At 72.8% G+C, this 20,646-nt stretch carries 17 protein-coding genes; 8 read left to right on the top strand and 9 right to left on the bottom strand.

Going from position 1 to position 20,646, the window contains the following annotated elements:
• From OOK34_RS01065 to OOK34_RS01050, 4 genes are read left to right on the top strand one after another with little or no spacing between them, the layout of a single operon-like run.
• On the top strand, positions 1 to 984 hold the full coding sequence (locus tag OOK34_RS01065) for a carbohydrate kinase family protein (protein ID WP_267031961.1): 984 nt from the start codon (positions 1 to 3) through the stop codon (positions 982 to 984).
• The gene (gene metH / locus OOK34_RS01060; RefSeq protein ID WP_267031960.1) at positions 981 to 4,436 is read left to right on the top strand and encodes a methionine synthase; all 3,456 of its coding nucleotides are present in this window, start codon (positions 981 to 983) and stop codon (positions 4,434 to 4,436) included. Before OOK34_RS01065 ends, metH begins: the two co-directional genes overlap by 4 nt.
• A 35-nt stretch (positions 4,437 to 4,471) precedes the next feature.
• On the top strand, positions 4,472 to 5,878 hold the full coding sequence (ahcY, locus tag OOK34_RS01055; protein WP_267031959.1) for an adenosylhomocysteinase: 1,407 nt from the start codon (positions 4,472 to 4,474) through the stop codon (positions 5,876 to 5,878).
• Positions 5,879 to 5,883: 5 nt separating this feature from the next.
• Positions 5,884 to 6,588, top strand: a complete 705-nt coding sequence (locus tag OOK34_RS01050) for a maleylpyruvate isomerase family mycothiol-dependent enzyme (protein WP_267031958.1) — start codon at positions 5,884 to 5,886, stop codon at positions 6,586 to 6,588.
• 70 nt (positions 6,589 to 6,658) lie between these two features.
• Here the strand turns inward: OOK34_RS01050 and OOK34_RS01045 are convergent, their stop codons facing one another.
• Positions 6,659 to 7,402, bottom strand: coding sequence for a PIG-L deacetylase family protein (locus OOK34_RS01045; RefSeq protein ID WP_267031957.1), 744 nt, complete (start codon positions 7,400 to 7,402; stop codon positions 6,659 to 6,661).
• A 147-nt stretch (positions 7,403 to 7,549) separates the two neighbouring features.
• Here OOK34_RS01045 and OOK34_RS01040 point away from each other — a divergent pair, with 147 nt between their 5' ends.
• From OOK34_RS01040 to OOK34_RS01025, 4 genes are all read left to right on the top strand, one after another.
• Positions 7,550 to 9,358 (top strand): asparagine synthetase B, encoded by a 1,809-nt coding sequence (locus tag OOK34_RS01040; protein ID WP_267031956.1) that lies wholly within the window; start codon positions 7,550 to 7,552, stop codon positions 9,356 to 9,358.
• 173 nt (positions 9,359 to 9,531) lie between these two features.
• Positions 9,532 to 11,106 carry a class I tRNA ligase family protein gene (locus tag OOK34_RS01035; protein WP_267031955.1) on the top strand — a complete coding sequence of 525 codons (1,575 nt, stop codon included), beginning with the start codon at positions 9,532 to 9,534 and terminating at the stop codon, positions 11,104 to 11,106.
• 141 nt (positions 11,107 to 11,247) lie between these two features.
• Positions 11,248 to 12,582 carry a D-inositol-3-phosphate glycosyltransferase gene (gene mshA, locus OOK34_RS01030; RefSeq protein ID WP_267031954.1) on the top strand — a complete coding sequence of 445 codons (1,335 nt, stop codon included), beginning with the start codon at positions 11,248 to 11,250 and terminating at the stop codon, positions 12,580 to 12,582.
• A 170-nt stretch (positions 12,583 to 12,752) separates the two neighbouring features.
• On the top strand, positions 12,753 to 12,875 hold the full coding sequence (locus OOK34_RS01025) for a hypothetical protein (protein WP_267031953.1): 123 nt from the start codon (positions 12,753 to 12,755) through the stop codon (positions 12,873 to 12,875).
• 137 nt (positions 12,876 to 13,012) lie between these two features.
• Here OOK34_RS01025 and OOK34_RS01020 read toward each other — a convergent pair whose 3' ends face one another.
• From OOK34_RS01020 to OOK34_RS00985, 8 genes are all read right to left on the bottom strand, one after another.
• Positions 13,013 to 14,065: a helix-turn-helix transcriptional regulator gene (locus OOK34_RS01020; RefSeq protein WP_267031952.1), complete on the bottom strand. Its 1,053-nt coding sequence runs from the start codon at positions 14,063 to 14,065 to the stop codon at positions 13,013 to 13,015.
• 228 nt (positions 14,066 to 14,293) lie between these two features.
• Entirely contained in the window at positions 14,294 to 14,737 is a 444-nt protein-coding gene (locus tag OOK34_RS01015; RefSeq protein WP_267031951.1) for a Fur family transcriptional regulator, read from the bottom strand.
• 109 nt (positions 14,738 to 14,846) lie between these two features.
• Entirely contained in the window at positions 14,847 to 15,767 is a 921-nt protein-coding gene (locus OOK34_RS01010) for a cyclopropane-fatty-acyl-phospholipid synthase family protein (RefSeq protein ID WP_267031950.1), read from the bottom strand.
• A gap of 210 nt (positions 15,768 to 15,977) precedes the next feature.
• Positions 15,978 to 16,457 carry a GNAT family N-acetyltransferase gene (locus OOK34_RS01005; protein WP_267031949.1) on the bottom strand — a complete coding sequence of 160 codons (480 nt, stop codon included), beginning with the start codon at positions 16,455 to 16,457 and terminating at the stop codon, positions 15,978 to 15,980.
• 139 nt (positions 16,458 to 16,596) lie between these two features.
• Complete coding sequence (locus OOK34_RS01000; protein WP_267031948.1) at positions 16,597 to 17,505, bottom strand: M56 family metallopeptidase; 909 nt, start codon at positions 17,503 to 17,505, stop codon at positions 16,597 to 16,599.
• A complete protein-coding gene (locus OOK34_RS00995; RefSeq protein WP_267031947.1) occupies positions 17,502 to 17,891 on the bottom strand; it encodes a BlaI/MecI/CopY family transcriptional regulator in 390 nt (129 codons plus the stop codon). The genes OOK34_RS01000 and OOK34_RS00995 overlap by 4 nt, the downstream gene beginning before the upstream one ends.
• A 188-nt stretch (positions 17,892 to 18,079) precedes the next feature.
• Positions 18,080 to 18,361 (bottom strand): metal-sensitive transcriptional regulator, encoded by a 282-nt coding sequence (locus tag OOK34_RS00990; protein ID WP_267031946.1) that lies wholly within the window; start codon positions 18,359 to 18,361, stop codon positions 18,080 to 18,082.
• A 9-nt stretch (positions 18,362 to 18,370) separates the two neighbouring features.
• Positions 18,371 to 20,629 (bottom strand): cation-translocating P-type ATPase, encoded by a 2,259-nt coding sequence (locus OOK34_RS00985; RefSeq protein WP_267031945.1) that lies wholly within the window; start codon positions 20,627 to 20,629, stop codon positions 18,371 to 18,373.
• Positions 20,630 to 20,646: the final 17 nt, after the last annotated feature.

Genomic DNA, 20,646 nt, shown 5'->3' with positions numbered 1-20,646 from the left:
ATGCGTATCGCTGTCACCGGATCCATCGCGACCGATCATCTGATGACCTTCCCCGGCCGGTTCGCCGAGCAGCTGCTGGCGGACCGCCTGGACCGGGTCTCCCTGTCGTTCCTCGCCGACAACCTGGAAGTGCGGCGGGGCGGAGTGGCGGCGAACATCGCGTTCGGCCTGGGCATGCTGGGACTGCGCCCGTTGCTGGTGGGCGCGGTGGGCGGGGACTTCGAGCCGTACCGGGTGTGGCTCAAGGACCACGGGGTCGACACCGACTCCGTACGCGTGAGCGACACCCGCCACACCGCCCGCTTCGTCTGCACCACCGACCAGGAGCAGAACCAGATCGCGACCTTCTACGCGGGCGCGATGGCCGAGGCCCGCGAGATCGACCTGGGGGAGATCGTCGCCCGCGTCGGCAGGCCCGACCTGGTCCTGGTCTCGCCGGACGACCCCGAGGCGATGCTCCGCCACACCCGCGCCTGCCGTGACCTGGACATCCCCTTCGCCTCCGACCCCTCGCAGCAGCTGGCCCGGCTCGGCCGCGAAGAGGTGCGGGAGCTGGTCGACGGCGCGCAGCGGCTGTTCACCAACGAGTACGAGTCCGCCCTGCTGTGCGAGCGGTCCGGGCTCACCGAGGAGCAGGTCCTCCAGCGGGTCGGCTCCTGGGTCACCACGCGCGGCGAGGCCGGCGTACGCATCCGCGCCGTGGGCCGCGAGCCGCTGGACGTGCCCGCCGTGGAGGCCGAGGAGATCGTCGACCCCACCGGTGTCGGCGACGCCTTCCGGGCCGGTTTCCTCGCCGCGACGGCCTGGGGGGTCCCCGAGCGGTACGCGGCCCAGCTGGGCTGCGCGGTCGCGGCGACCGTACTCGACCACGTCGGCACCCAGGAGTACCGGCTGGGCCGGGAGCCGCTGCTGGCCCGGCTCGCCGCCGCGTACGGCCCGGCGACCCTGACGGAACTGTCCACACACCTGGGGGCACTGGAATGAGACGGTCACTGCGGGAGGAGTTCGCGACCCGCGTCGTGGTCGCGGACGGGGCCATGGGCACGATGCTCCAGGCCGCCGACCCGACGATGGACGACTTCCTGGGCCTGGAGGGCTGCAACGAGGTCCTCAACCTCACCCGCCCCGACATCGTCCGCTCGGTCCACGACGAGTACTTCGCCGTCGGCGTGGACTGCGTGGAGACCAACACCTTCGGCAGCAACCTGTCCGCGCTCGCCGAGTACGGGATCGAGGACCAGGTCTACCAGCTGTCCGAGTCCGGCGCCCGGATCGCCCGCGAGTCCGCCGACGCGTTCACCGCGCGGGACGGCCGGCCCCGCTGGGTCCTGGGCTCCATGGGACCGGGCACCAAACTGCCCACCCTTGGGCACGTGCAGTACGAGCCCCTGCGCGCGGCCTACCAGGACAGCGCCGAGGGCCTGATCCGGGGCGGCGCGGACGCGCTGCTCGTGGAGACCTCCCAGGACCTCCTCCAGACCAAGGCCGCCGTCATCGGCGCGCGGCAGGCGCTGGACTGGTGCGGAATGGGGGACCTCCCGCTGATCGTGCAGGTCACCGTGGAGGCGACCGGCACGATGCTGCTGGGTTCCGAGATCGGTGCGGCGCTCACGGCGCTGGAGCCGCTGGGGATCGACATGATCGGCCTGAACTGCGCCACCGGCCCCGCCGAGATGAGCGAGCACCTGCGGTATCTGGCGCGGCACGCCCGGATCCCGCTGTCCTGCATGCCCAATGCCGGCCTGCCGATCCTGACGAAGGACGGCGCGCACTACCCGCTGTCGGCCTCCGAGATGGGGGACGCGCAGGAGACCTTCGTGCGCGAGTACGGGCTCTCCCTGGTCGGTGGCTGCTGCGGCACCACCCCCGAGCACCTGCGCCGGATCGTGGAGCGGGTGCGCGGGGCGGGTGTGGTGGCGCGTACTCCGAGCCCGGAACCCGGGGCGGCTTCGCTGTACCAGACGGTGCCGTTCCGCCAGGACACCGCGTACATGGCGATCGGTGAGCGGACGAACGCGAACGGGTCGAAGAAGTTCCGCGAGGCCATGCTGGAGGCCCGCTGGGACGACTGCGTGGAGATGGCGCGCGACCAGATCCGCGAGGGCGCGCACATGCTCGACCTGTGCGTGGACTACGTGGGCCGCGACGGCGTCGCGGACATGAAGGAGCTGGCCGGCCGTTTCGCCACCGCCTCCACCCTGCCGATCGTGCTGGACTCGACCGAGGTTCCCGTCATCCAGGCCGGCCTGGAGAAGCTCGGCGGGCGCGCGGTCATCAACTCGGTCAACTACGAGGACGGCGACGGCCCGGAGTCGCGTTTCGCGAAGGTCACCCGGCTGGCTCAGGAGCACGGTGCGGCGCTGATCGCGCTGACGATCGATGAGGAGGGCCAGGCCCGCACGGTCGAGCACAAAGTGGCGATCGCCGAGCGGCTGATCGGGGACCTGACGGTGAACTGGGGGATCCGTGAGTCGGACATCCTCATCGACACGCTGACGTTCACGATCTGCACGGGTCAGGAGGAGTCCCGTAAGGACGGGATCGCGACGATCGAGTCGATCCGCGAGCTCAAGCGGCGCCACCCGGACGTGCAGACGACGCTGGGTCTGTCGAACATCTCCTTCGGTCTGAATCCGGCGGCCCGTGTGCTGCTGAACTCGGTGTTCCTGGACGAGTGCGTGAAGGCCGGTCTGGACTCGGCGATCGTGCACGCGTCGAAGATCCTGCCGATCGCCCGGTTCGACGATGAGCAGGTCAACACGGCCCTGGACCTGATCTACGACCGCCGTGCCGAGGGCTACGACCCGCTGCAGAAGCTGATGGCGCTCTTCGAGGGCGTCAACACCAAGTCCCTGAAGGCCGGCCGCGCCGAGGAGCTCGCCGCTCTGCCGCTGGACGAGCGTCTCCAGCGGCGGATCATCGACGGTGAGAAGAACGGCCTGGAGGCGGACCTGGACGAGGCCCTGGCGACCCGTCCGGCGCTGGAGATCGTCAACGACACCCTTCTCGAGGGGATGAAGGTCGTCGGTGAGCTGTTCGGTTCCGGGCAGATGCAGCTGCCGTTCGTGTTGCAGTCCGCCGAGGTGATGAAGACGGCGGTGGCCTACCTCGAGCCGCACATGGAGAAGACGGACGACGAGGGCAAGGGCACCATCGTGCTGGCCACGGTCCGCGGGGATGTCCATGACATCGGTAAGAACCTGGTCGACATCATCCTGACCAACAACGGCTACAACGTCGTCAACATCGGCATCAAGCAGCCGGTCTCCGCGATTCTCGAGGCGGCGCAGGAGCACAAGGCCGATGTGATCGGCATGTCGGGCCTGCTGGTCAAGTCGACGGTGATCATGAAGGAGAACCTGGAGGAGCTCAACCAGCGCAAGCTGGCGGCCGACTACCCGGTCATCCTCGGCGGCGCGGCCCTGACCCGCGCCTACGTCGAGCAGGACCTCCACGAGATCTACGAAGGCGAAGTCCGCTACGCCCGTGACGCCTTCGAGGGGCTGCGGCTGATGGACTCCCTGATCGCCGTCAAGCGCGGAGTCCCCGGCGCCGAACTCCCGCCCCTCAAGCAGCGCCGGGTGCCGCAGCGGAACGCCGTCCTCGACGTACGGGAGCCGGAGGAAGCCGGCCGTTCGGACGTCGCCGTGGACAACCCGGTGCCCGAGCCGCCGTTCCTCGGCACCCGGGTCGTCAAGGGCATCCAGCTCAAGGAGTACGCGGGCTGGCTGGACGAGCAGGCGCTCTTCAAGGGCCAGTGGGGCCTCAAGGAGGCGGGCTCCATCGAGACGGAGGGCAGGCCGAGGCTGCGCGGCTGGCTGGACCGGATGCACACCGAGCGGCTCCTCGAAGCGGCCGTGGTCTACGGCTACTTCCCCTGCGTCTCCAAGGGGGACGATCTGATCGTCCTGGACGAGGACGGCGGCGAGCGGACCCGCTTCACCTTCCCGCGCCAGGGGCGCGGCCGCCGGCTCTGCCTCGCGGACTTCGTCCGCCCCGAGGAGTCCGGCGAGGTCGACGTTGTCGGCTTCCAGGTGGTCACCGTCGGATCCAGGATCGGCGAGGCCACCGCCAAGCTCTTCGAGTCCGACTCCTACCGGGACTACCTGGAGCTGCACGGCCTGTCCGTCCAGCTCGCCGAAGCGCTGGCCGAGTACTGGCACGCCCGCGTCCGCGCCGAGCTGGGCATCGCCGGTTCCGATCCGGCGGCCATGGACGGCATGTTCCGTACCGAGTACCAGGGGTGCCGCTACTCCCTCGGCTACCCGGCCTGCCCCGAGCTGGCGGACCGGGCCAAGATCGCCGACCTGCTCCGGCCGGAGCGGATCGGCGTCCAGCTCTCCGAGGAGTTCCAGCTCCACCCCGAGCAGTCCACCGACGCCATAGTCATCCACCATCCCGAGGCCGGCTACTTCAACGCGGGAGGCCGCCGATGACCTCCGGCTTCGGACAAGTTCAAGGAGCACACCCCATGCCTGCCGAGTTCACGGACTTCAAGGTCGCGGACCTTTCCCTTGCCGCCTTCGGGCGCAAGGAGATCACCCTGGCCGAGCACGAGATGCCGGGTCTGATGTCGATCCGCGAGGAGTACGCCGAGGCGCAGCCGCTGGCCGGCGCCCGGATCACCGGCTCCCTGCACATGACCGTGCAGACCGCCGTGCTGATCGAGACCCTGGTCGCCCTCGGCGCGGACGTCCGCTGGGTGTCCTGCAACATCTACTCGACCCAGGACCACGCCGCGGCGGCGATCGCGGCCGCCGGCATCCCCGTCTTCGCCTGGAAGGGCGAGACGCTGGAGGAGTACTGGTGGTGTACCGAGCAGGCGCTGACCTGGCCCGGACACGTGGGCCCGAACATGATCCTCGACGACGGTGGTGACGCCACCCTCCTCGTCCACAAGGGCGTCGAGTTCGAGAAGGCCGGGGCCGTCCCCGACCCCTCGACCGCCGACAACGAGGAGATGGGCTTCGTCCTCGAACTGCTGGGGCGCAGCACCCTGAACTGGACGCAGATGGCCTCGGAGATCCGCGGCGTGACGGAGGAGACCACCACCGGTGTCCACCGCCTCTACGAGATGCACCAGGCGGGCGCTCTCCTCTTCCCGGCGATCAATGTGAACGACGCCGTCACCAAGTCGAAGTTCGACAACAAGTACGGCTGCCGCCACTCCCTGATCGACGGCATCAACCGCGCCACCGACGTCCTCATCGGTGGCAAGGTCGCGGTGGTCTGCGGTTACGGCGACGTCGGCAAGGGCTCCGCGGAGTCCCTGCGCGGCCAGGGCGCGCGGGTCATCGTCACGGAGATCGACCCGATCTGCGCCCTCCAGGCGGCGATGGACGGCTACCAGGTCGCCACCCTGGACGATGTCGTGGAGATCGCGGACATCTTCGTCACGACGACGGGCAACAAGGACATCATCATGGCCTCGGACATGGCCAAGATGAAGCACCAGGCGATCGTCGGCAACATCGGCCACTTCGACAACGAGATCGACATGGCCGGCCTGGCCAAGATCGACGGCATCGTCAAGGACGAGGTCAAGCCCCAGGTCCACACCTGGAAGTTCCCCGACGGCAAGGTCCTGATCGTCCTCTCCGAGGGCCGCCTCCTCAACCTGGGCAACGCGACCGGCCACCCGTCCTTCGTCATGTCGAACTCCTTCGCGGACCAGACCCTGGCCCAGATCGAGCTGTTCACGAAGCCGTCGGAGTACCCGACCGACGTGTACGTGCTGCCCAAGCACCTCGACGAGAAGGTCGCCCGCCTCCACCTGGACGCCCTCGGGGTCAGGCTCACCACCCTGCGTCCGGAGCAGGCCGCCTACATCGGCGTCGCGGTCGAGGGCCCGTACAAGCCCGACCACTACCGCTACTGACGGCCGTGGACACCGTGGACACCGTGGACACCGTGGAAGCCGTCGTGGAGGCCGTCGCCGAGGTGCGCGACCCCTGGCTCCCGGACCGGCTGCTGCGCACCGAACGGGACGCGCTGATCCCGCTGTTGCGCCGCACGCCGCAGGCCGCCTACGGGCTCCGCACCGCCTGCCCCGGGTGGACCGCCCGGGACGTCCTCGCGCACTGCGCGGCCGCCCTCGTACGGATCGTCGAGGGCCGGCTGGAGGAAGGGGTCTTCCTGCCCGCCGCCAACGCCGCCGACGTGGCCGAGCGCCTGGACTGGCCGGTGCCCCGGATCGTGGACGAGCTGGAGCGCGGCCTCACCGAGGCCGGCCCGGCCATCGCCGCCGGCGACGGCAGGCTGGACGCGGTGGCGCTGGGGGAGTGGATCCACGCGGGCGACGTCCGCGAGGCGTTCGGGGAGCCCGGGGCGTACGCCGGCGACAGCCTGCCGCTCGCCCTGCCCCTGCTGCGCACCGCCAGCCGCAAGCGGGAGACCCCCCGGCTGGTCGCCGACATCGGCGGCCACGGGGGACCGCTGGTCCTGGGCAACGAGGTGGCCGGCCGGGCCGCCGCCCGCTTCCGCGGGGACGCGGCGACGCTGATCCGCCTCTACTCCGGCCGTCCGCTGGTCGCGACCCGCTACGAACTGGCGGGCGCGGCCGAGGGGGAACTGCTCATCTACCGGTGACCCCGGACAGCACACGGGCCGGGTCCCGTCCGCCCCACACGGCGAACGGGACCCGGCCCGGGCGGAGCGCTCAGTCGATCTTCACGACCTGGAAGGCCTCCGCCATCCGCCCCACGGGCAGCCCCGCCGCCCGCGCGTGCTCACCCAGCCACTCCCGCAACAGCCCCGCCAGGTCGTCGAAGTGCGCGGTCTGCGAGGTGTGGATGCGCAGGGCCTCGACCTTGCGGTCGAAGACGGGGGTGACGTCGATGTACTGGTTCGGGTTCGGCCCCGTCATCAGCCACAGCTCCGGCACGATCCACGGCTCCAGGCCCTCCTCCTTGAGGAGCGTCGGGTGCGCGAACGGATTGCGCGCCTCGGGATAGATGGCCCGCAGGGCGGCGTCGCCCACGGCGCGGTGGTCGGGGTGCAGATCGGCGACGCGGGACCAGTTGATCTCCGGGCTCGGTATGACGGCGCGCTGCGGGCGGACCTGCCGGATCACCCGGCACAGGTCGCGCCGCAGCTCCACGCTCGCCTCGACGTAGCTGTCGGGGTAGCCGAGGAAGCGGACGTCGTCGACGCCGCTGCGCTTGGCCGAGTGGACCTGTTCGGCGCGGCGCAGGTCTCCCATGGCCTGGCGCGGGAGCTGCTCGTCGTAGCCGCCCGCCCCGCCGTCGGTGACGATGCAGTACGTCACCCGGGTGGTGCCCTGCGCGATCCACCGCATGACCGTCCCGCTGACGCAGAACTCGATGTCGTCCGGGTGCGCGGCCACGACCAGCAGGGATTCGGGTGCGCTGCGGTCTATGCGATCGGTCGCGAAGTGTTCCATGTGATCAGCCTGTTGGGCGGGGCCGTGGGCCGCAAGGCGGCTCCTTTGGCGTACACGCGACATGTCGCCTCTACGCCACTCCAAGACTTGTGCGCTCCACATCGTTGAGGGAAACCACGCGTGCGTGGGGAAGCGGAGGCGTCCGGCATGTGCAGGATTTTCGGATCTCTCTCGGCCGGGGCGGCCCGCCCCGACCCGGCCGAGCTCGCGGCGGTCTCCGCCCGGCAGCGGCACGGCGGTCCCGACGAGCACCAGGTGCTGCGCGGGCCGGGCTGGTCGCTGGGCTGCGACCGGCTCGCCGTGACCGACCCGCGCGGCGGGCAGCAGCCGTACCGGCTGGCCCACCTGCCGGGGATCACGGCCGTCCTCAACGGCGAGATCTACAACCATGCCGAGCTGCGGCGCGAACTCGCCGCCCGGGGCCACCGGTTCCCCGACCTGTGCGACGGCACCCTGCTGCCCGCGCTGTACGCCGAGTACGGGCCGGACTTCGCGCGGCGGCTCGACGGGATGTTCGCCGTCGCCGTCCTCGACGTCCGCGCGAGCCCCCGGCTGCTCCTCGCCGCCGACCCCATGGGCATCAAGCCCCTGCACTACCACCAGGGCCCGGACGGGGTGTTCCGGTTCGCGTCCGAGATCCCGGCGCTGCTGGCCTTCGACGGGGTGCGCACCGCCCCGCGCGCGGACAGCCTCGACACCGTCCTCGCCCTCGTGACGCCGATCTCCGCGCGGACCGCGCTGGAGGGCATCAGCGTCCTGCCCCCGGGCGCGACCGCCGTCGTACACCCCGGACGGGCACCGGTGCTGCGGCGCCTGCCCCCGGGGCAGCCGGGGGCGGGCGACCCCGAGCCGGCCCGCCCGGACACCGGGGACGTGCTGCGCCGCGAGGTACGCCGCCTCGCGCGGGCCGACGTACCGGTGTGCGCCCTCACGAGCGGCGGGCTGGCCTCCGGCCTGGTCACGGCGCTGGCGGCCGAGTACGCCCGGGAGGACGGGGCGCCCGCCCCGCACACCTTCCACCTCACCCACCGGGGCAGATGGCCCGACTGCGAGGCCGCCCACGCCCGTGCGGTCGCCCGGCACACCCGTACCGTCCACCACGAAGTCGCCCTGGACCCGGCCGAGCTGGGGTCGCTGCTGACCCTGACCACCCGCCACCTCGGGCAGCCCAGCGCCGACCCCGCCGCGCTGAGCACGTACGCCCTCTTCAGGGCCGTCCGGCAGGCCGGCTACACCGTGGCCCTGACCGGGGACGGGGCCGACGAACTCTTCGGCGCCTCCGCGCGGATGCGGGCCGCGGCCGCGGCAGCCGACGGCGCCGACTGGGCCGCCGCCTACACCGCCGCGCTGTCCGCCGCGCCCCGGATGCTCCGCGAGCACCTGTACACGCCCGCCTACCGCGCCTTCATCGCCGAGGAGGGCTCGGCCGCCGACCGCGTCGAGCGGGAGCTGCGCTCGGCGGGCTGCGACCGGCTCGCCGCGATCACCGCCTTCGAGACCCGCTGGCGGCTGCCCGCCCGCCACCTGCGCCGCATCGACCACCTGGGCATGGCCTCGGCCGTCGAGGCCAGGATGCCGTTCTGCCGGCCTTCCGTCGCCGCGCACGCCCGGGCCGCCCCGCCCCGCTCCCTGCAGGACCGGCGGGCCCTCGCCGGGGCGGGGCGCGAGCTGCTGCCGAAGGCGGTGCTGAACCGGCCCCGGCAGCCGTTCGCCCTGCCGGTCACCGCGATGCTGGCCCCCGGCGGCCCGCTGCTGGAACCGGTACGGGAGCTGCTGTCGCCGGAGCGGCTCGCGCGGGCCGGACAGGTCCGGCCCGACCGGGTGCGGGCCCTGCTGGCCCGTCAGCTGGAGCGGCCGTCGGACCGCGACGCGCTCGCGCTGTGGGCGCTGGCCACGCACGAGCTGTGGACCGAGGTGGTCCGGGGGATGGGCGTACCGGCCGACTGCGCAGCCTGAGGGCGCGCCAAGGGCCCCGGCCCGGACCCTCCTGGCGTGTCCACGCAACGGCGCGAATGCGCAAGCAGATACCAGACCGCGCGGTTCGTTTCTCTGTCAGGCTTTGCTGGGCACCCCATCCGTTCCGTTCCGAGCCTCGCTGCGTCCTCGCACCACAGCGTCAAGGAGGTCCCATGAGCACCCCCGTCTGGATCACCGCGACCCCGCCGGCCACCCACGGCGAACTGCACGTCGGCCACCTGGCGGGACCGTACGTCGCCGCCGATGTGCTGGCCCGGTACCTGAGAGCCGAGGGCGAACCCGTCCGGTTCACCACCGGCACCGCGGACCACACCAGCTCCGTCCACGTCCGCGCGCTCCGCGCCGGCCGCAAGCCGGAGGAGGTCGCCGAGGGATACCGCGCCGCGATCACGTCGGACTGGCTGCGCTCGGGCGTCGAGTTCGACCACATCGTGCGCCCCCGCCAGGACAAGGGCTACGCGCGCTGGCTGGCGGACCTCTTCCGGCGGCTGCACGCGGACGGGGTCATCGCGGCCCGCACCCGCCTGACGCCGTACTGCGAACCCTGCGGCCGCTGGCTCCACGGAGCCCACGTCACCGGGACCTGCCCGCACTGCGCGGCGGTCAGCGACGGCGGGATGTGCCACGAGTGCGCCCGCCCCAACGACGGCGGCGACCTGCTGGAGCCGCGCTGCGCCCAGTGCGCCTCCCCGGCCCTGCCCCGCCGCTGCCGGCGCCTCTACATCCCGCTCGAGCCGCACCGCGACGCCCTCGCCGAGTACTGGGCCGGCACCGGCATGCCGCCGCGGCTGGCCGCGCTGTGCGAGTCGCTCGTCGAGGACGGCCTGCCGGACATCGCGGTGTCCCACCCCGCCGAGTGGGGACTGCCCGTCCCCGTCGACGGCTTCCCCGAGCACCGCATCGACGGCTGCTTCGAGGCGGCCGCCATGCACCTCTTCGGCCACGGCGACCACCCGCTGCCCGAACGGGCCATCCACTTCTGCGGCTTCGGCCACGCCTTCTGCCACGCGGTGCTGCTGCCGGTCCTGCTGTTCGCCCAGGGGGTCAAGCTGCCGCAGCACTTCTGCGTCAACGAGGCGTACGTGATCGAGGACGAGGCGCTGGTCTGGGGCTCCGGGCAGAAGGCCTGGGCGCTGGACCTGATCACCGAGTACGGATCGGACACCCTGCGCCGGCACGTCCTGCAGGCCCGCCCGCTGGGCCGCCGTACGGCCTTCCACGCCGACCGGCTCGCCGCGGCCCGCCGGGAGCTGGACGAGAGCTGGAACAACTGGCTCGCCCGGCTCTTCGGCGCCGTGCGCGAGGAGTGCGCGGGACGGGCCCCGGCGGCCCTGCCCGGCGGCACCGGCTGGGAGGTGCTGGAGCGGCGGCTGCTGCGCGGGGTGGAGGACCTGCGCGAGGCCTACTCGCCGGAGGCGTTCGACCCGCGCAGGGCGGTCGCCCTGCTCGACGAAATGGTGCGCTCGGTGGCCGACTTCGGCCATGTCAACGCGCACGAGGCACACCGCCCCACCGCCGACGGCCGCCACCTGCCGGTGCTGGCGGCGCAACTGGCCGTGGCCCGCGCGCTCGGCGCCTGGGCCCGGCCGGTGATGCCGGAGGGCGCGGACCGGCTGGCCGCCGCGCTCAAGGCGGAACCCGGGGGGCCGGTCTCTCCCGCGGCCCTCGTCGCGCCCGCGCCGGGCACCCGGCTGGCGCCGCCCTCGGGGCCGGTGTTCGGCTTCTAGCCGTCGCGCGCCCGCACGACCCGCACGACCCGCACTTCCCGCACGACAGCAAGACGACAGAATCCCTTCTTCGCCGCGTGACCGCGCGCCGGTCGCCCGGCGGCGCAGGGCGGACGCGGCCCCTCACCGTAGGAGCTCCACGTGTCCCTGCGCGTCGCCATGCTCAGTGTCCACACCTCGCCGCTGCACCAGCCCGGCACCGGGGACGCGGGCGGCATGAACGTCTACATGGTCCAGCTGTCCCGGGCCCTCGCCGAACAGGGAGTCGAGGTCGACCTGTTCACCCGCTGCCGGGGCGAGGCCCGCCCCTCCCGGGCGGACCTCGGCCCCGGCGTGCGGGTGCGCCACCTGGAGGCCGGCCCGCGCGCGGCCCTGCCCAAGGAGGACATGCCCGCCCTGGTGGTGCCGTTCTCGCTGGCGCTGCTCAAGGAGGAGCGGCGCTACGACCTGGTCCACTCGCACTACTGGCTCTCCGGGCAGGCCGGCCGGATCGCCGCCGCCGGCTGGCGGATCCCGCTCGTGCACACCGCCCACACCCTGGCCCGGGTCAAGAACGAGGCCCTCGCCGCCGGGGACACCCCCGAGCCCGAGCTGCGGATCCGCGGCGAGCACCAGGTGGTCGGCTCCGCCGACCGGCTGATCGCGAACACCGGCGACGAGGCGCGGGCGCTGCGGGAGTTGTACGGGGCCGACGCGCGGCGCACGGAGATCGTCCGGCCGGGTGTCGACCTGCGCACCTTCGGGCCCGGCCGGGGGCGGGCGGCGGCCCGGGCCCGGCTCGGGCTGCCGGCCGACGCCTTCGTCCCCCTGTACGCGGGCCGCATCCAGCCCCTCAAGGGCCCCGACGTGATGGTGCGGGCGATCGCCGAACTGCTGAGGGAGGTTCCGGGGCTGCGCCGGCGGATCATCGTCCCGGTGGTGGGCGGGAACTCGGGCGCCGGACCGCGCGGCGAGGCCTGGGAACTGGCCCGCGAGCTCGGGGTGTCGGACGTACTGCGCCACTACCCGCCGGTGCCGCAGTCGGAGCTGGCGCAGTGGTACCGGGCGGCGGACGTCCTGATGGTGCCCTCGCGCAGCGAGTCCTTCGGCCTGGTCGCACTGGAGGCCCAGGCCTGCGGGACCCCGGTCCTGGCCTCGGCGGTCGGCGGGCTGCCGACCGCCGTGCGGGACGGGGTGACGGGCCTGCTCGTACCCGGCAACGATCCGGTGGAGTACGCCCGGCGGCTGCGCTGGTTCGCGCAGCACCCGCAGGAGGCCGCCCTGATGGGGCGGGCGGCGGTGTGCCACGCCCGGGAGATGAGCTGGCAGGCCGCGGCCGCCCGGACCCTGGAGGTCTACCGGGACGTGCTGCGCGAGGAGAAGGGCGGCGCGGACATGAGTGAGGCAGGAGCGGCGGCACGCTCCTGCCTCGCCGACGCCTCTCCCCTGGAGGGTCGAGAAGGCCGGAAGGCCACCCTAACAGCTCTTTTGACTTGACCAAAGATGCGCAGGTGTAACGTGTGTATGAACTCCAGATCCGCCTCAAACGCGCTACAGGAAACTGGCCCGGTCGCGGAATCCATATGAGAATAGAGATGTCTTCGACGGAATACCGGCGGCACGGATCCGCGGAGACGGAATCGATATTCCAACTCCCTGGAGGAATCATGTCCGCTGTGCACACCACCGCAATCCACGGGAACGCCCGTCACACCGCCCCCGCCCGCCCGCTCTGTACCACGGCCGTCGCCCAGGCGCCGTCCCGCTCGGGCGACAACGGCTGGGACTGAACGGCCTGGCCTGCACCGCGGATGAAGCCCCGCGACCGCCTTCGGGCGGTCGCGGGGCTTTTGCGTTCTCCCGGTCCCGCCGCATTCGGGGCGACCGGAGTATTGCGGCAGTATTTCACTCGCCCGCGAGCGGTGAATCAGTCCAGCCAGCCGAGCCGCTGTGCGCGTACACCGGCCTCGAAACGGCTCGATGCTCCCATTTCCTGCATCAGCTCGGACAGCATGCGGCTCACCGTCCGCAGGGAAACTCCGAGATTCCGCGCGACTTTCTCGTCCTTCATGCCCGAGGCGAGCATTTTCAGGGCGGCCCGCTGCTGTTCGGAAAGCCCGTCCCCGCCGAGTTCCGGTGCGACGTCGTCGCCGTACGGGGTGGCCGCGTGCCAGCAGTGCTCGTACAGGGCGAGGTAGGAGCGGACCAGGGCGGGACCGCGGGCGAGGATGGCGCCGGCCGACCGGTCGTCGGGGTGGACGGGCAGCACCGCGAACTGCTGGTCCGCGATGATCATGTTCATCGGGACGGCGGGGGACAGGCGTATCTCGACACCGGCCTCGACCCGGCGGCGGAGCATCTCCACGGCCTCCGGCGAGGTGGTGATCCGCTGGTGGTAGATGGCGCGGATGCGCACCCCGTTGTCGATCTGCCGGCGGTCGCGGCTGAGCACCCGGTCCGCCACCTCCCGGACCAGCGCCGTGACGTGCATCGACGTCAGATCGTGCCGGATGACGTCCGTGATGTCCTCCAGCACCTGCTGGATCCGGCCGTAGTCGTCGAGGATCTCCACCTCGACGTCGGAACCGTTGAGCGAACCGGGCCTCAGGAACCTTCCGACCAGGGTCTCCAGCGCGCTGTAGGCCCGGTCGGACTCGTCCAGGTGCTCGCGCAGCCGCTCGCGTTCGCGCTGGAGCATCCGCAGCAGGGCGATCTCGGGGTCGACCACGGTGACCGCGTCCGGGCCCGGCTCCCAGGCGCCGGACTGGAGGTCGGCGCGGGTGGCGTGGGTGGTGCCCGTCGGCACGATGAGGCCGAGGGAGGTCAGCTCCGCGCGCCACTTCTCGTACTCCTCGGGCGCGAGTCCGAGCTCCCGGAAGACCTCGTTCAGGTCGGACACCCCGCGCAGGCGCAGCTCCTGATAGAAGGCCAGCACCCTGTCGGCGGACTGGATGCCGTCCCTGCCGTCGCCCGTTGCCATCGCGAAGCGACCCCCTCATCTTACGAATCGACAGTCACACTTTGGCACATACCTATGGGAGGGCTCCCGCCCCCTCGAACGGGATGTGACGGGCGTCACAAGGTGCCCCTGAAGTGCGCGCCCGGGCTTCCGGCCGGCCCGGACGGGGTGCCGCCGGGGCGGCCCGGAGTCCGGCGCGGGCCCAACTCCCGTACGGCTGTGGGGAGACGGCGGCAGGGGGTGTCCGGGCTAGGGGGTGTCCTGCGAGGCGCGCAGGCAGTCGGGGCACAGCCCCTTGAAGGTGACCTCGGCGTCGCCCATCCGCCACGCGCCGATCGCCTCGCCGGCCGGCTCGGCCACCTCGGCCTGGACGTTCTCCACCCGGCCGCAGCGCAGGCACAGCGCGTGCTGGTGCGCGGGGCCGGAGATCTCGAAGACGGCGGGCAGTCCGGGGCGGTCGAACTTCGAGGCCAGTCCGGTCTCCAGGAAGTGCCGCAGCATCTCGTACACGGCCTGGCTGGTCAGGGTCCCGAGCCGCTCGCGGGCGGCGGCCGTGATCGACTCGACGTCCATGTGGCCGCCCGCGGCCAGTACCTGCAGTACCTCGAGCCGGGGCCCGGTGACGCGCAGCCCCACGTCGCGGAGGCGCTGGATCACCGCCTCGCGGCCGGTCGACTCCTCCACGACAGCCATCACTTCGCCACCATCCGCGATCTGGTCCACTCAAACCTTTGTGGGCATCGTACCTCTTGCCCGGCCTCGTGGAGCGGGTGGTGGGAAGGCGGGAGGGCGGGCGGGGGCGTCAGTCCCCGGCCCGGCAGATGAGCAGGACGCTCTCGGTCCGCTCGTCGAGTCGGTGGCCGCGCCGGCGCTCCACGCGCAGGCCCGCCGCCCCCAGTTCGGCGGCGAGCCGCTCCGGGTCGATGATCCACTTGTGGGTGGTCCGGGTGACCCGCCCGGTGCTCAGCTTGCCCGTGCGGACCGAGTGGTAGGTGATGTGCTCGCTCATGTCGTCCAGGTCGAAGACCTGGCGGGCCACGGTCCACTCCTCGACGCCGTCGAAGCGGGGGACCTGGAACGCCCAGGTGCGCCGCGGCTCCTGCGACAGCCCACGCAGCCGGTGCGCCGTGTAGTCGAGGGCCAGCACGCCGCCCGGCTCCAGGTGCCCGGCGATCTCGCGCAGCAGCCCGGGGCGGGCGTGGGGCGGTACGGCCGCGATCATCGTCCCGGCCAGCAGGGCCAGCCGGTACGAGCCCCGCAGCCGCAGCTCCGCCAGATCGGCCCGGGTGGTGACCAGACGGCCCGACACCTGGGGCCCGATCCGCCGGCCCCAGGCCCGCAGCCGCTCCAGGCCCGCGGCGTCCCGGTCCACCGCCTCGACGTGGAAGCCGTGGCGGGCGAACGGCACGGCGAGCCGCCCCGCACCGCAGCCCAGGTCCAGGACCGGGCCGCCGCAGCGCCTCGCGAGGCTCAGGTAGCGGACGATGTCCGCGCTGTGCGGGCCCAGCAGCGCGTCCTGGAGCCAGAGCGCGTCCTCGTCGGCGGGCGCCGCCGACTCCAGGCCGGGCAGGAAGCCGGCGGGAGGCAGGAGGGCGGATCCGCCGTGCGCCACGGCGACACCGACGCCAACACCGGGGCCCGCGTGCGCGGATGGCGGGGCCGGTGTGAACGGGGCGGGCACGGCCGGCAGGACGGGCAGGGAAGTGCCGCTCGGTGTGTGCATCGCTCCTCCAGGGGCTCGCTCGGTCCAACCGTCCGGGCGGGGCTCCCGTGCCGCCGGGACCGCGCCGCTGGTGAAATCCTGGCCTGCGGAGGAGGACTTGGGCCAGAGCGACGGGCTGCGTGAACACGCGATGGCGTGGATCTGCCACGCTGCGCCGGGCAGGAGGGGCCGGGCAGGAGGGGCCGGGCAGGAGGGGCCGGGCGGCGGCCGTCAGAGCGCGCGGCCGAACCGTACCGGTGTGAGCTCGTCGAAGCCGTGCCGGGCGAAGAACGGGAGCGCCGGGGCCTGTTCGACGGGCAGGGTGATCCGCTGGGACGTCGCCCCGTGCTCCCGCATCCGGCTGCTCGCCGCCTCCAGCAGGGCCGTGCCGATGCCCTCCCGCCGGCGGGCCGGAGTCACGCACAGGGCGTAGACCTCGCCCTCGGAGGCGACCGGCACGCCGCCCGAGGCCGCTCCCACGACGGCGCCGTCGGCGTCGGCCGCGACCAGCCAGCCCAGCCAGGCGGGCGCCCCGCCGGGAATTTCAATTTCCGCTCTAATGCGGGGCAGGGCGCAATGGTCCGACACCAGTCGGCCCACCCGGATTTCGCCGAGGGCCTTGCCGTAGCCGTCGCGAATCGCTTCGGCGAGGAGCCGGGAAATCGCCGTCGCGTCACCGGGCGCTGCCGTCCGCACGTCAGCCAGCAGCATTCTTCCCGCACCTCTCGCCGTACCGGTCCTGAGCCCGCACGCGCCCAGAATAGCGGGCAATTCGAGTGGTTGGGGGCGGCGGGAAATCTACGAATTGGCTTAGTAAATAACCGGGTTGGGGGAGGAGAGGGATCCGCTATCAGGAGGTCCAACAACAGGCGATCACCAGCGGAACGACGGCGGACACCGCCGCGACCACCGCGAACAGCCCGCGCAGCACCGGGCGGCCCGCCCGGCGCGGGCCCAGGATGCGGCGCATCCGCACCGCCGCCGACGGACCGCCCGCCGCGAAGGCCCTGCGGGGCGCGTGCCCCGACGCCAGCGCGTACAGCGCCGTGGCCAGCGCGTTGCTGGAACAGCCGCGCAGCGCACGGTCGTCGGCGGCCATCTCCAGCAGCAGCGGGACCGTTCGCCCGCCGATCCGGGCCAGCGGCAGCCGGCGGAAGACCGCCGAGTACGCCCCGGCCGCCGCGACCAGCAGATGGTGGCGGCCGCCGATGTGGGCCCGCTCGTGGGCGAGCGCCGCGGCCAGCTCCTGTTCCGTCAGGACCTCCACGGCCCCCGACGAGACCACGACCCGTCGCGAACGCCCCGGCAGGCAGTACACCGCCGGGCGCGCGTCGTCCAGTACGGTCGCGCCCAGCCGGGCGTCGTACCGGCCGACCAGGCGCAGCAGTTCGGCGTGCCGGGTGCGGGCCCGGCGCGCCCGCACGAGTTCCCGTACGAATCCGGTGCCCGGCACCGCCAGGACCGCGAGCGCCGCGGCGGCGGCGAGGGCCTCGCGGGCCGTCGCGGCCGCCAGCCGGCCGGGGGAGGGCGGGGTCAGGGTCATGACCGCGTCGATGAGCCGGTGGCTGGTCTGCGGGGGGAGTAACAGCTGCGCCGGGAGGAGGGCCGTCGACAGCGCGAAGGCGGCGCCGCAGGCGATCCACGCGGCCAGGCCCAGGCGGGGCACCTGCTGGGCCCAGCGGGCGCGGACCAGCAGCCACGGGAGCACCAGACCGGTGATCAGGGCGAGTCCGAGGGGTGGCAGGACGTGGTGGTTCACCGGCCGTGCCCGTCCGCCGGGCGGTCGGGGCGGGCGGCGCGCAGGGCCTCGTCCAGCGCCTCCACGTCCTCGTGGGACATGCGCTCCACGAACCGCAGCAGCGTGGCCCTGCGGTCCTGGCTGTCGCCGAGCGCGTCCTGCATCAGCGCCGCGGTGTACTCCTCGCGGCTGCGCACCGCCTGGTACATCCAGGCCCGCCCCGATTTCTCGCGGCTCAGCCAGCCCTTGCGGTACAGGATGTCGGCCACGGTCATGACGGTGGTGTAGGCGACCTTGCGGCCCCGGTTTATGTCGTCGACGATCTCGCGGACCGAGGCGGGGCGTTCCCACTGCCACACCCGGTCCATGATCTCGGCCTCCAGCTCTCCCAGCCGGCGTACGCGCATCCCTCTCGGCCCTCCCCCTCGCGAGCGGCTCATCGTACGGCCCGCCCCGCCCGCGGGGGCATACCCCGGCCCGGTACGCGGGGCGCGCAAACGCCGGCTGCCCCTCCACCGCGCGGTGCGGGTGGAGGGGCAGCGGGAGCGGGGCCGGACGGGGTCCGCGGGCGGTGCTGCGTACGGATCGGCGGGTGCTACGTGCGGATCAGGCGGGCGATGGCCTTGGTGGCCTCGCCGACCTTGACCCTCGCCCGGTCCCCGCCCTGCGCGATCGCCTCGGTGACGCAGCAGCTGAGGTGCTCGTCGAGCAGGGTGACGGCGCAGGACTGGAGCGCGGCGTTGATCGCGGACACCTGGGTGAGCACGTCGATGCAGTAGACGTCCTCGGCGACCATCCGCTGCACGCCGCGGACCTGGCCCTCGATCCGCCGCAGCCGTCGGATGACGTCTTCCTTGTGTTCTACGTAACCGGCCACGGGGGCTCCTCAGTTGGAGGCGGCCCGGAAGCCGCGCAGACGCAGGCTGTTGCCGACGACGAAGACCGAGGAGAAGGCCATGGCCGCTCCGGCGATCATCGGGTTGAGCAGGCCGGCCGCGGCGAGCGGCAGGGCGGCCACGTTGTAGGCGAAGGCCCAGAACAGGTTCGAGCGGATGGTGCCGAGCGTCTTGCGGGCGAGCCGGATGGCGTCGGCCGCCGCCCGCAGGTCGCCCCGTACGAGGGTCAGGTCGCCGGCCTCGATGGCCGCGTCGGTGCCGGTGCCCATGGCCAGGCCCAGGTCGGCCTGGGCGAGCGCGGCCGCGTCGTTGACCCCGTCGCCGACCATCGCGACGCTGCGGCCCTCGGACTGCAGCCGCTTGACGACGTCGACCTTGTCCTGCGGCATGACCTCGGCGATGACCTCGTCGATGCCGACCTCGGCGGCGACGGACTCGGCGACGGCCTTGTTGTCGCCGGTCAGCAGGATCGGGGTGAGGCCGAGGGCGCGCAGCCGGCGGATCGCCTCGGCGCTGGTGTCCTTGACCGCGTCCGCGACCTCCAGGACCGCGCGGGCCTCACCGTCCCAGGCCACGGCGATCGCGGTGCGGCCGGCGGCCTCCGCGGCGGCCTTGGCGCGCTCCAGGTGCGGGGGCAGTTCCATCGCCCACTCGGCGAGCAGCTTGCCGCGGCCGACGAGCACGGCGTGCCCCTCGACGACGCCCTGTACGCCGAGACCGGGGATGTTGGCGAAGTCCTCGGGGGCGGGGAGCCTGCCGACCTTCGCGGCGGCGCCGGCGGCGACGGCCTGGGCGATGGGGTGCTCGGAGGCGTGCTCCAGGGCTCCCGCCAGGCGCAGCACCTCGGCCTCGTCGGTGGTGTCGGCGGTGTGCACGTGGAGCAGGGTCATCTGGCCGGTGGTGACGGTTCCGGTCTTGTCCAGGACGATGGTGTCGACCTTGCGGGTGGTCTCCAGGACCTCGGGGCCCTTGATGAGGATGCCGAGCTGGGCGCCGCGGCCGGTGCCGACCATGAGGGCGGTGGGGGTGGCCAGGCCCAGGGCGCAGGGGCAGGCGATGATCAGTACGGCGACGGCGGCGGTGAAGGCGGCCGCGAGGCCCGATCCGGTGCCGAGCCAGAAGCCCAGGGTGGCCAGGGCCAGCCCGATGACGATGGGGACGAAGACCGCGGAGATCCTGTCGGCGAGCCGCTGGGCCGCGGCCTTGCCGTTCTGGGCGTCCTCCACCAGCCGGGCCATCCGGGCGAGCTGGGTGTCGGAGCCGACCCGGGTGGCCTCGACGACGAGGCGGCCCCCGGCGTTGAGGGTGGCGCCGGTGACGGAGTCGCCGACGGAGACCTCTACGGGCACGGACTCGCCGGTGAGCATGGAGGCGTCGACAGCGGAGGAGCCCTCCACGACCGTGCCGTCGGTGGCGATCTTCTCGCCGGGACGGACCAGGAAGCGGTCGCCGACCTGCAAGTCGGCGGTGGGCACGGTGACTTCGTGGCCCCCGCGCAGCACCGTGACCTCCTTGGCGCCCAGTTCCAGCAGCGCCTTGAGGGCGGCGCCGGCCTTGCGCTTGGACTTGGCCTCGAAGTACCGGCCGGCCAGGATGAAGGCGGTGACGCCGGCGGCGGCCTCCAAGTAGATGTTCCCCGCGCCGTCGGTGCGGGCGATGGTGAACTCGAAGGCGTGGGTCATGCCCGGTGTGCCGGCGGTGCCGAGGAACAGCGCCCACAGCGACCACAGGAACGCGGCGATCGTGCCCACCGAGATCAGGGTGTCCATGGTGGCCGCGCCGTGCTTGGCGTTGGTCCAGGCGGCGCGGTGGAAGGGCCAGGCCGCGTACGTGACGACGGGCGCGGCCAGGGTCAGCGAGAGCCACTGCCAGTAGTCGATCTGGAGGGCCGGGACCATCGCCATCGCGATGACCGGCAGGGCGAGGGAGACGGCGGCGACGAGCCGCTGCCGCAGCGGGCCGAGTTCGTCCGGCTCCGCCTGCTCCGCCCCGTCGCCGGGCGCGCCGCCGGTCCGCGGCGGCGCCGGCTCCTGCGCGGTGTAGCCGGTGGCCTCGACGGTGGCGATCAGGTCCGCGACGGAGATGTCGGCGTCGAAGGTGACCTTGGCCTTCTCGGTGGCGTAATTGACGGTGGCCTCGACACCGTCCATGCGGTTGAGCTTCTTCTCGATGCGTGCCGCGCAGGAGGCGCAGGTCATGCCGCCGATGGCGAGCTCGACCTGGGCGGCGCCGGGAGTGATGGTGGTCATGAGTGCTGCTCCTCGTT

This window comes from Streptomyces sp. NBC_00091 (assembly GCF_026343185.1).
Lineage (GTDB): Bacteria > Actinomycetota > Actinomycetes > Streptomycetales > Streptomycetaceae > Streptomyces.
This window is presented reverse-complemented; position numbering and strand designations above follow the sequence as displayed.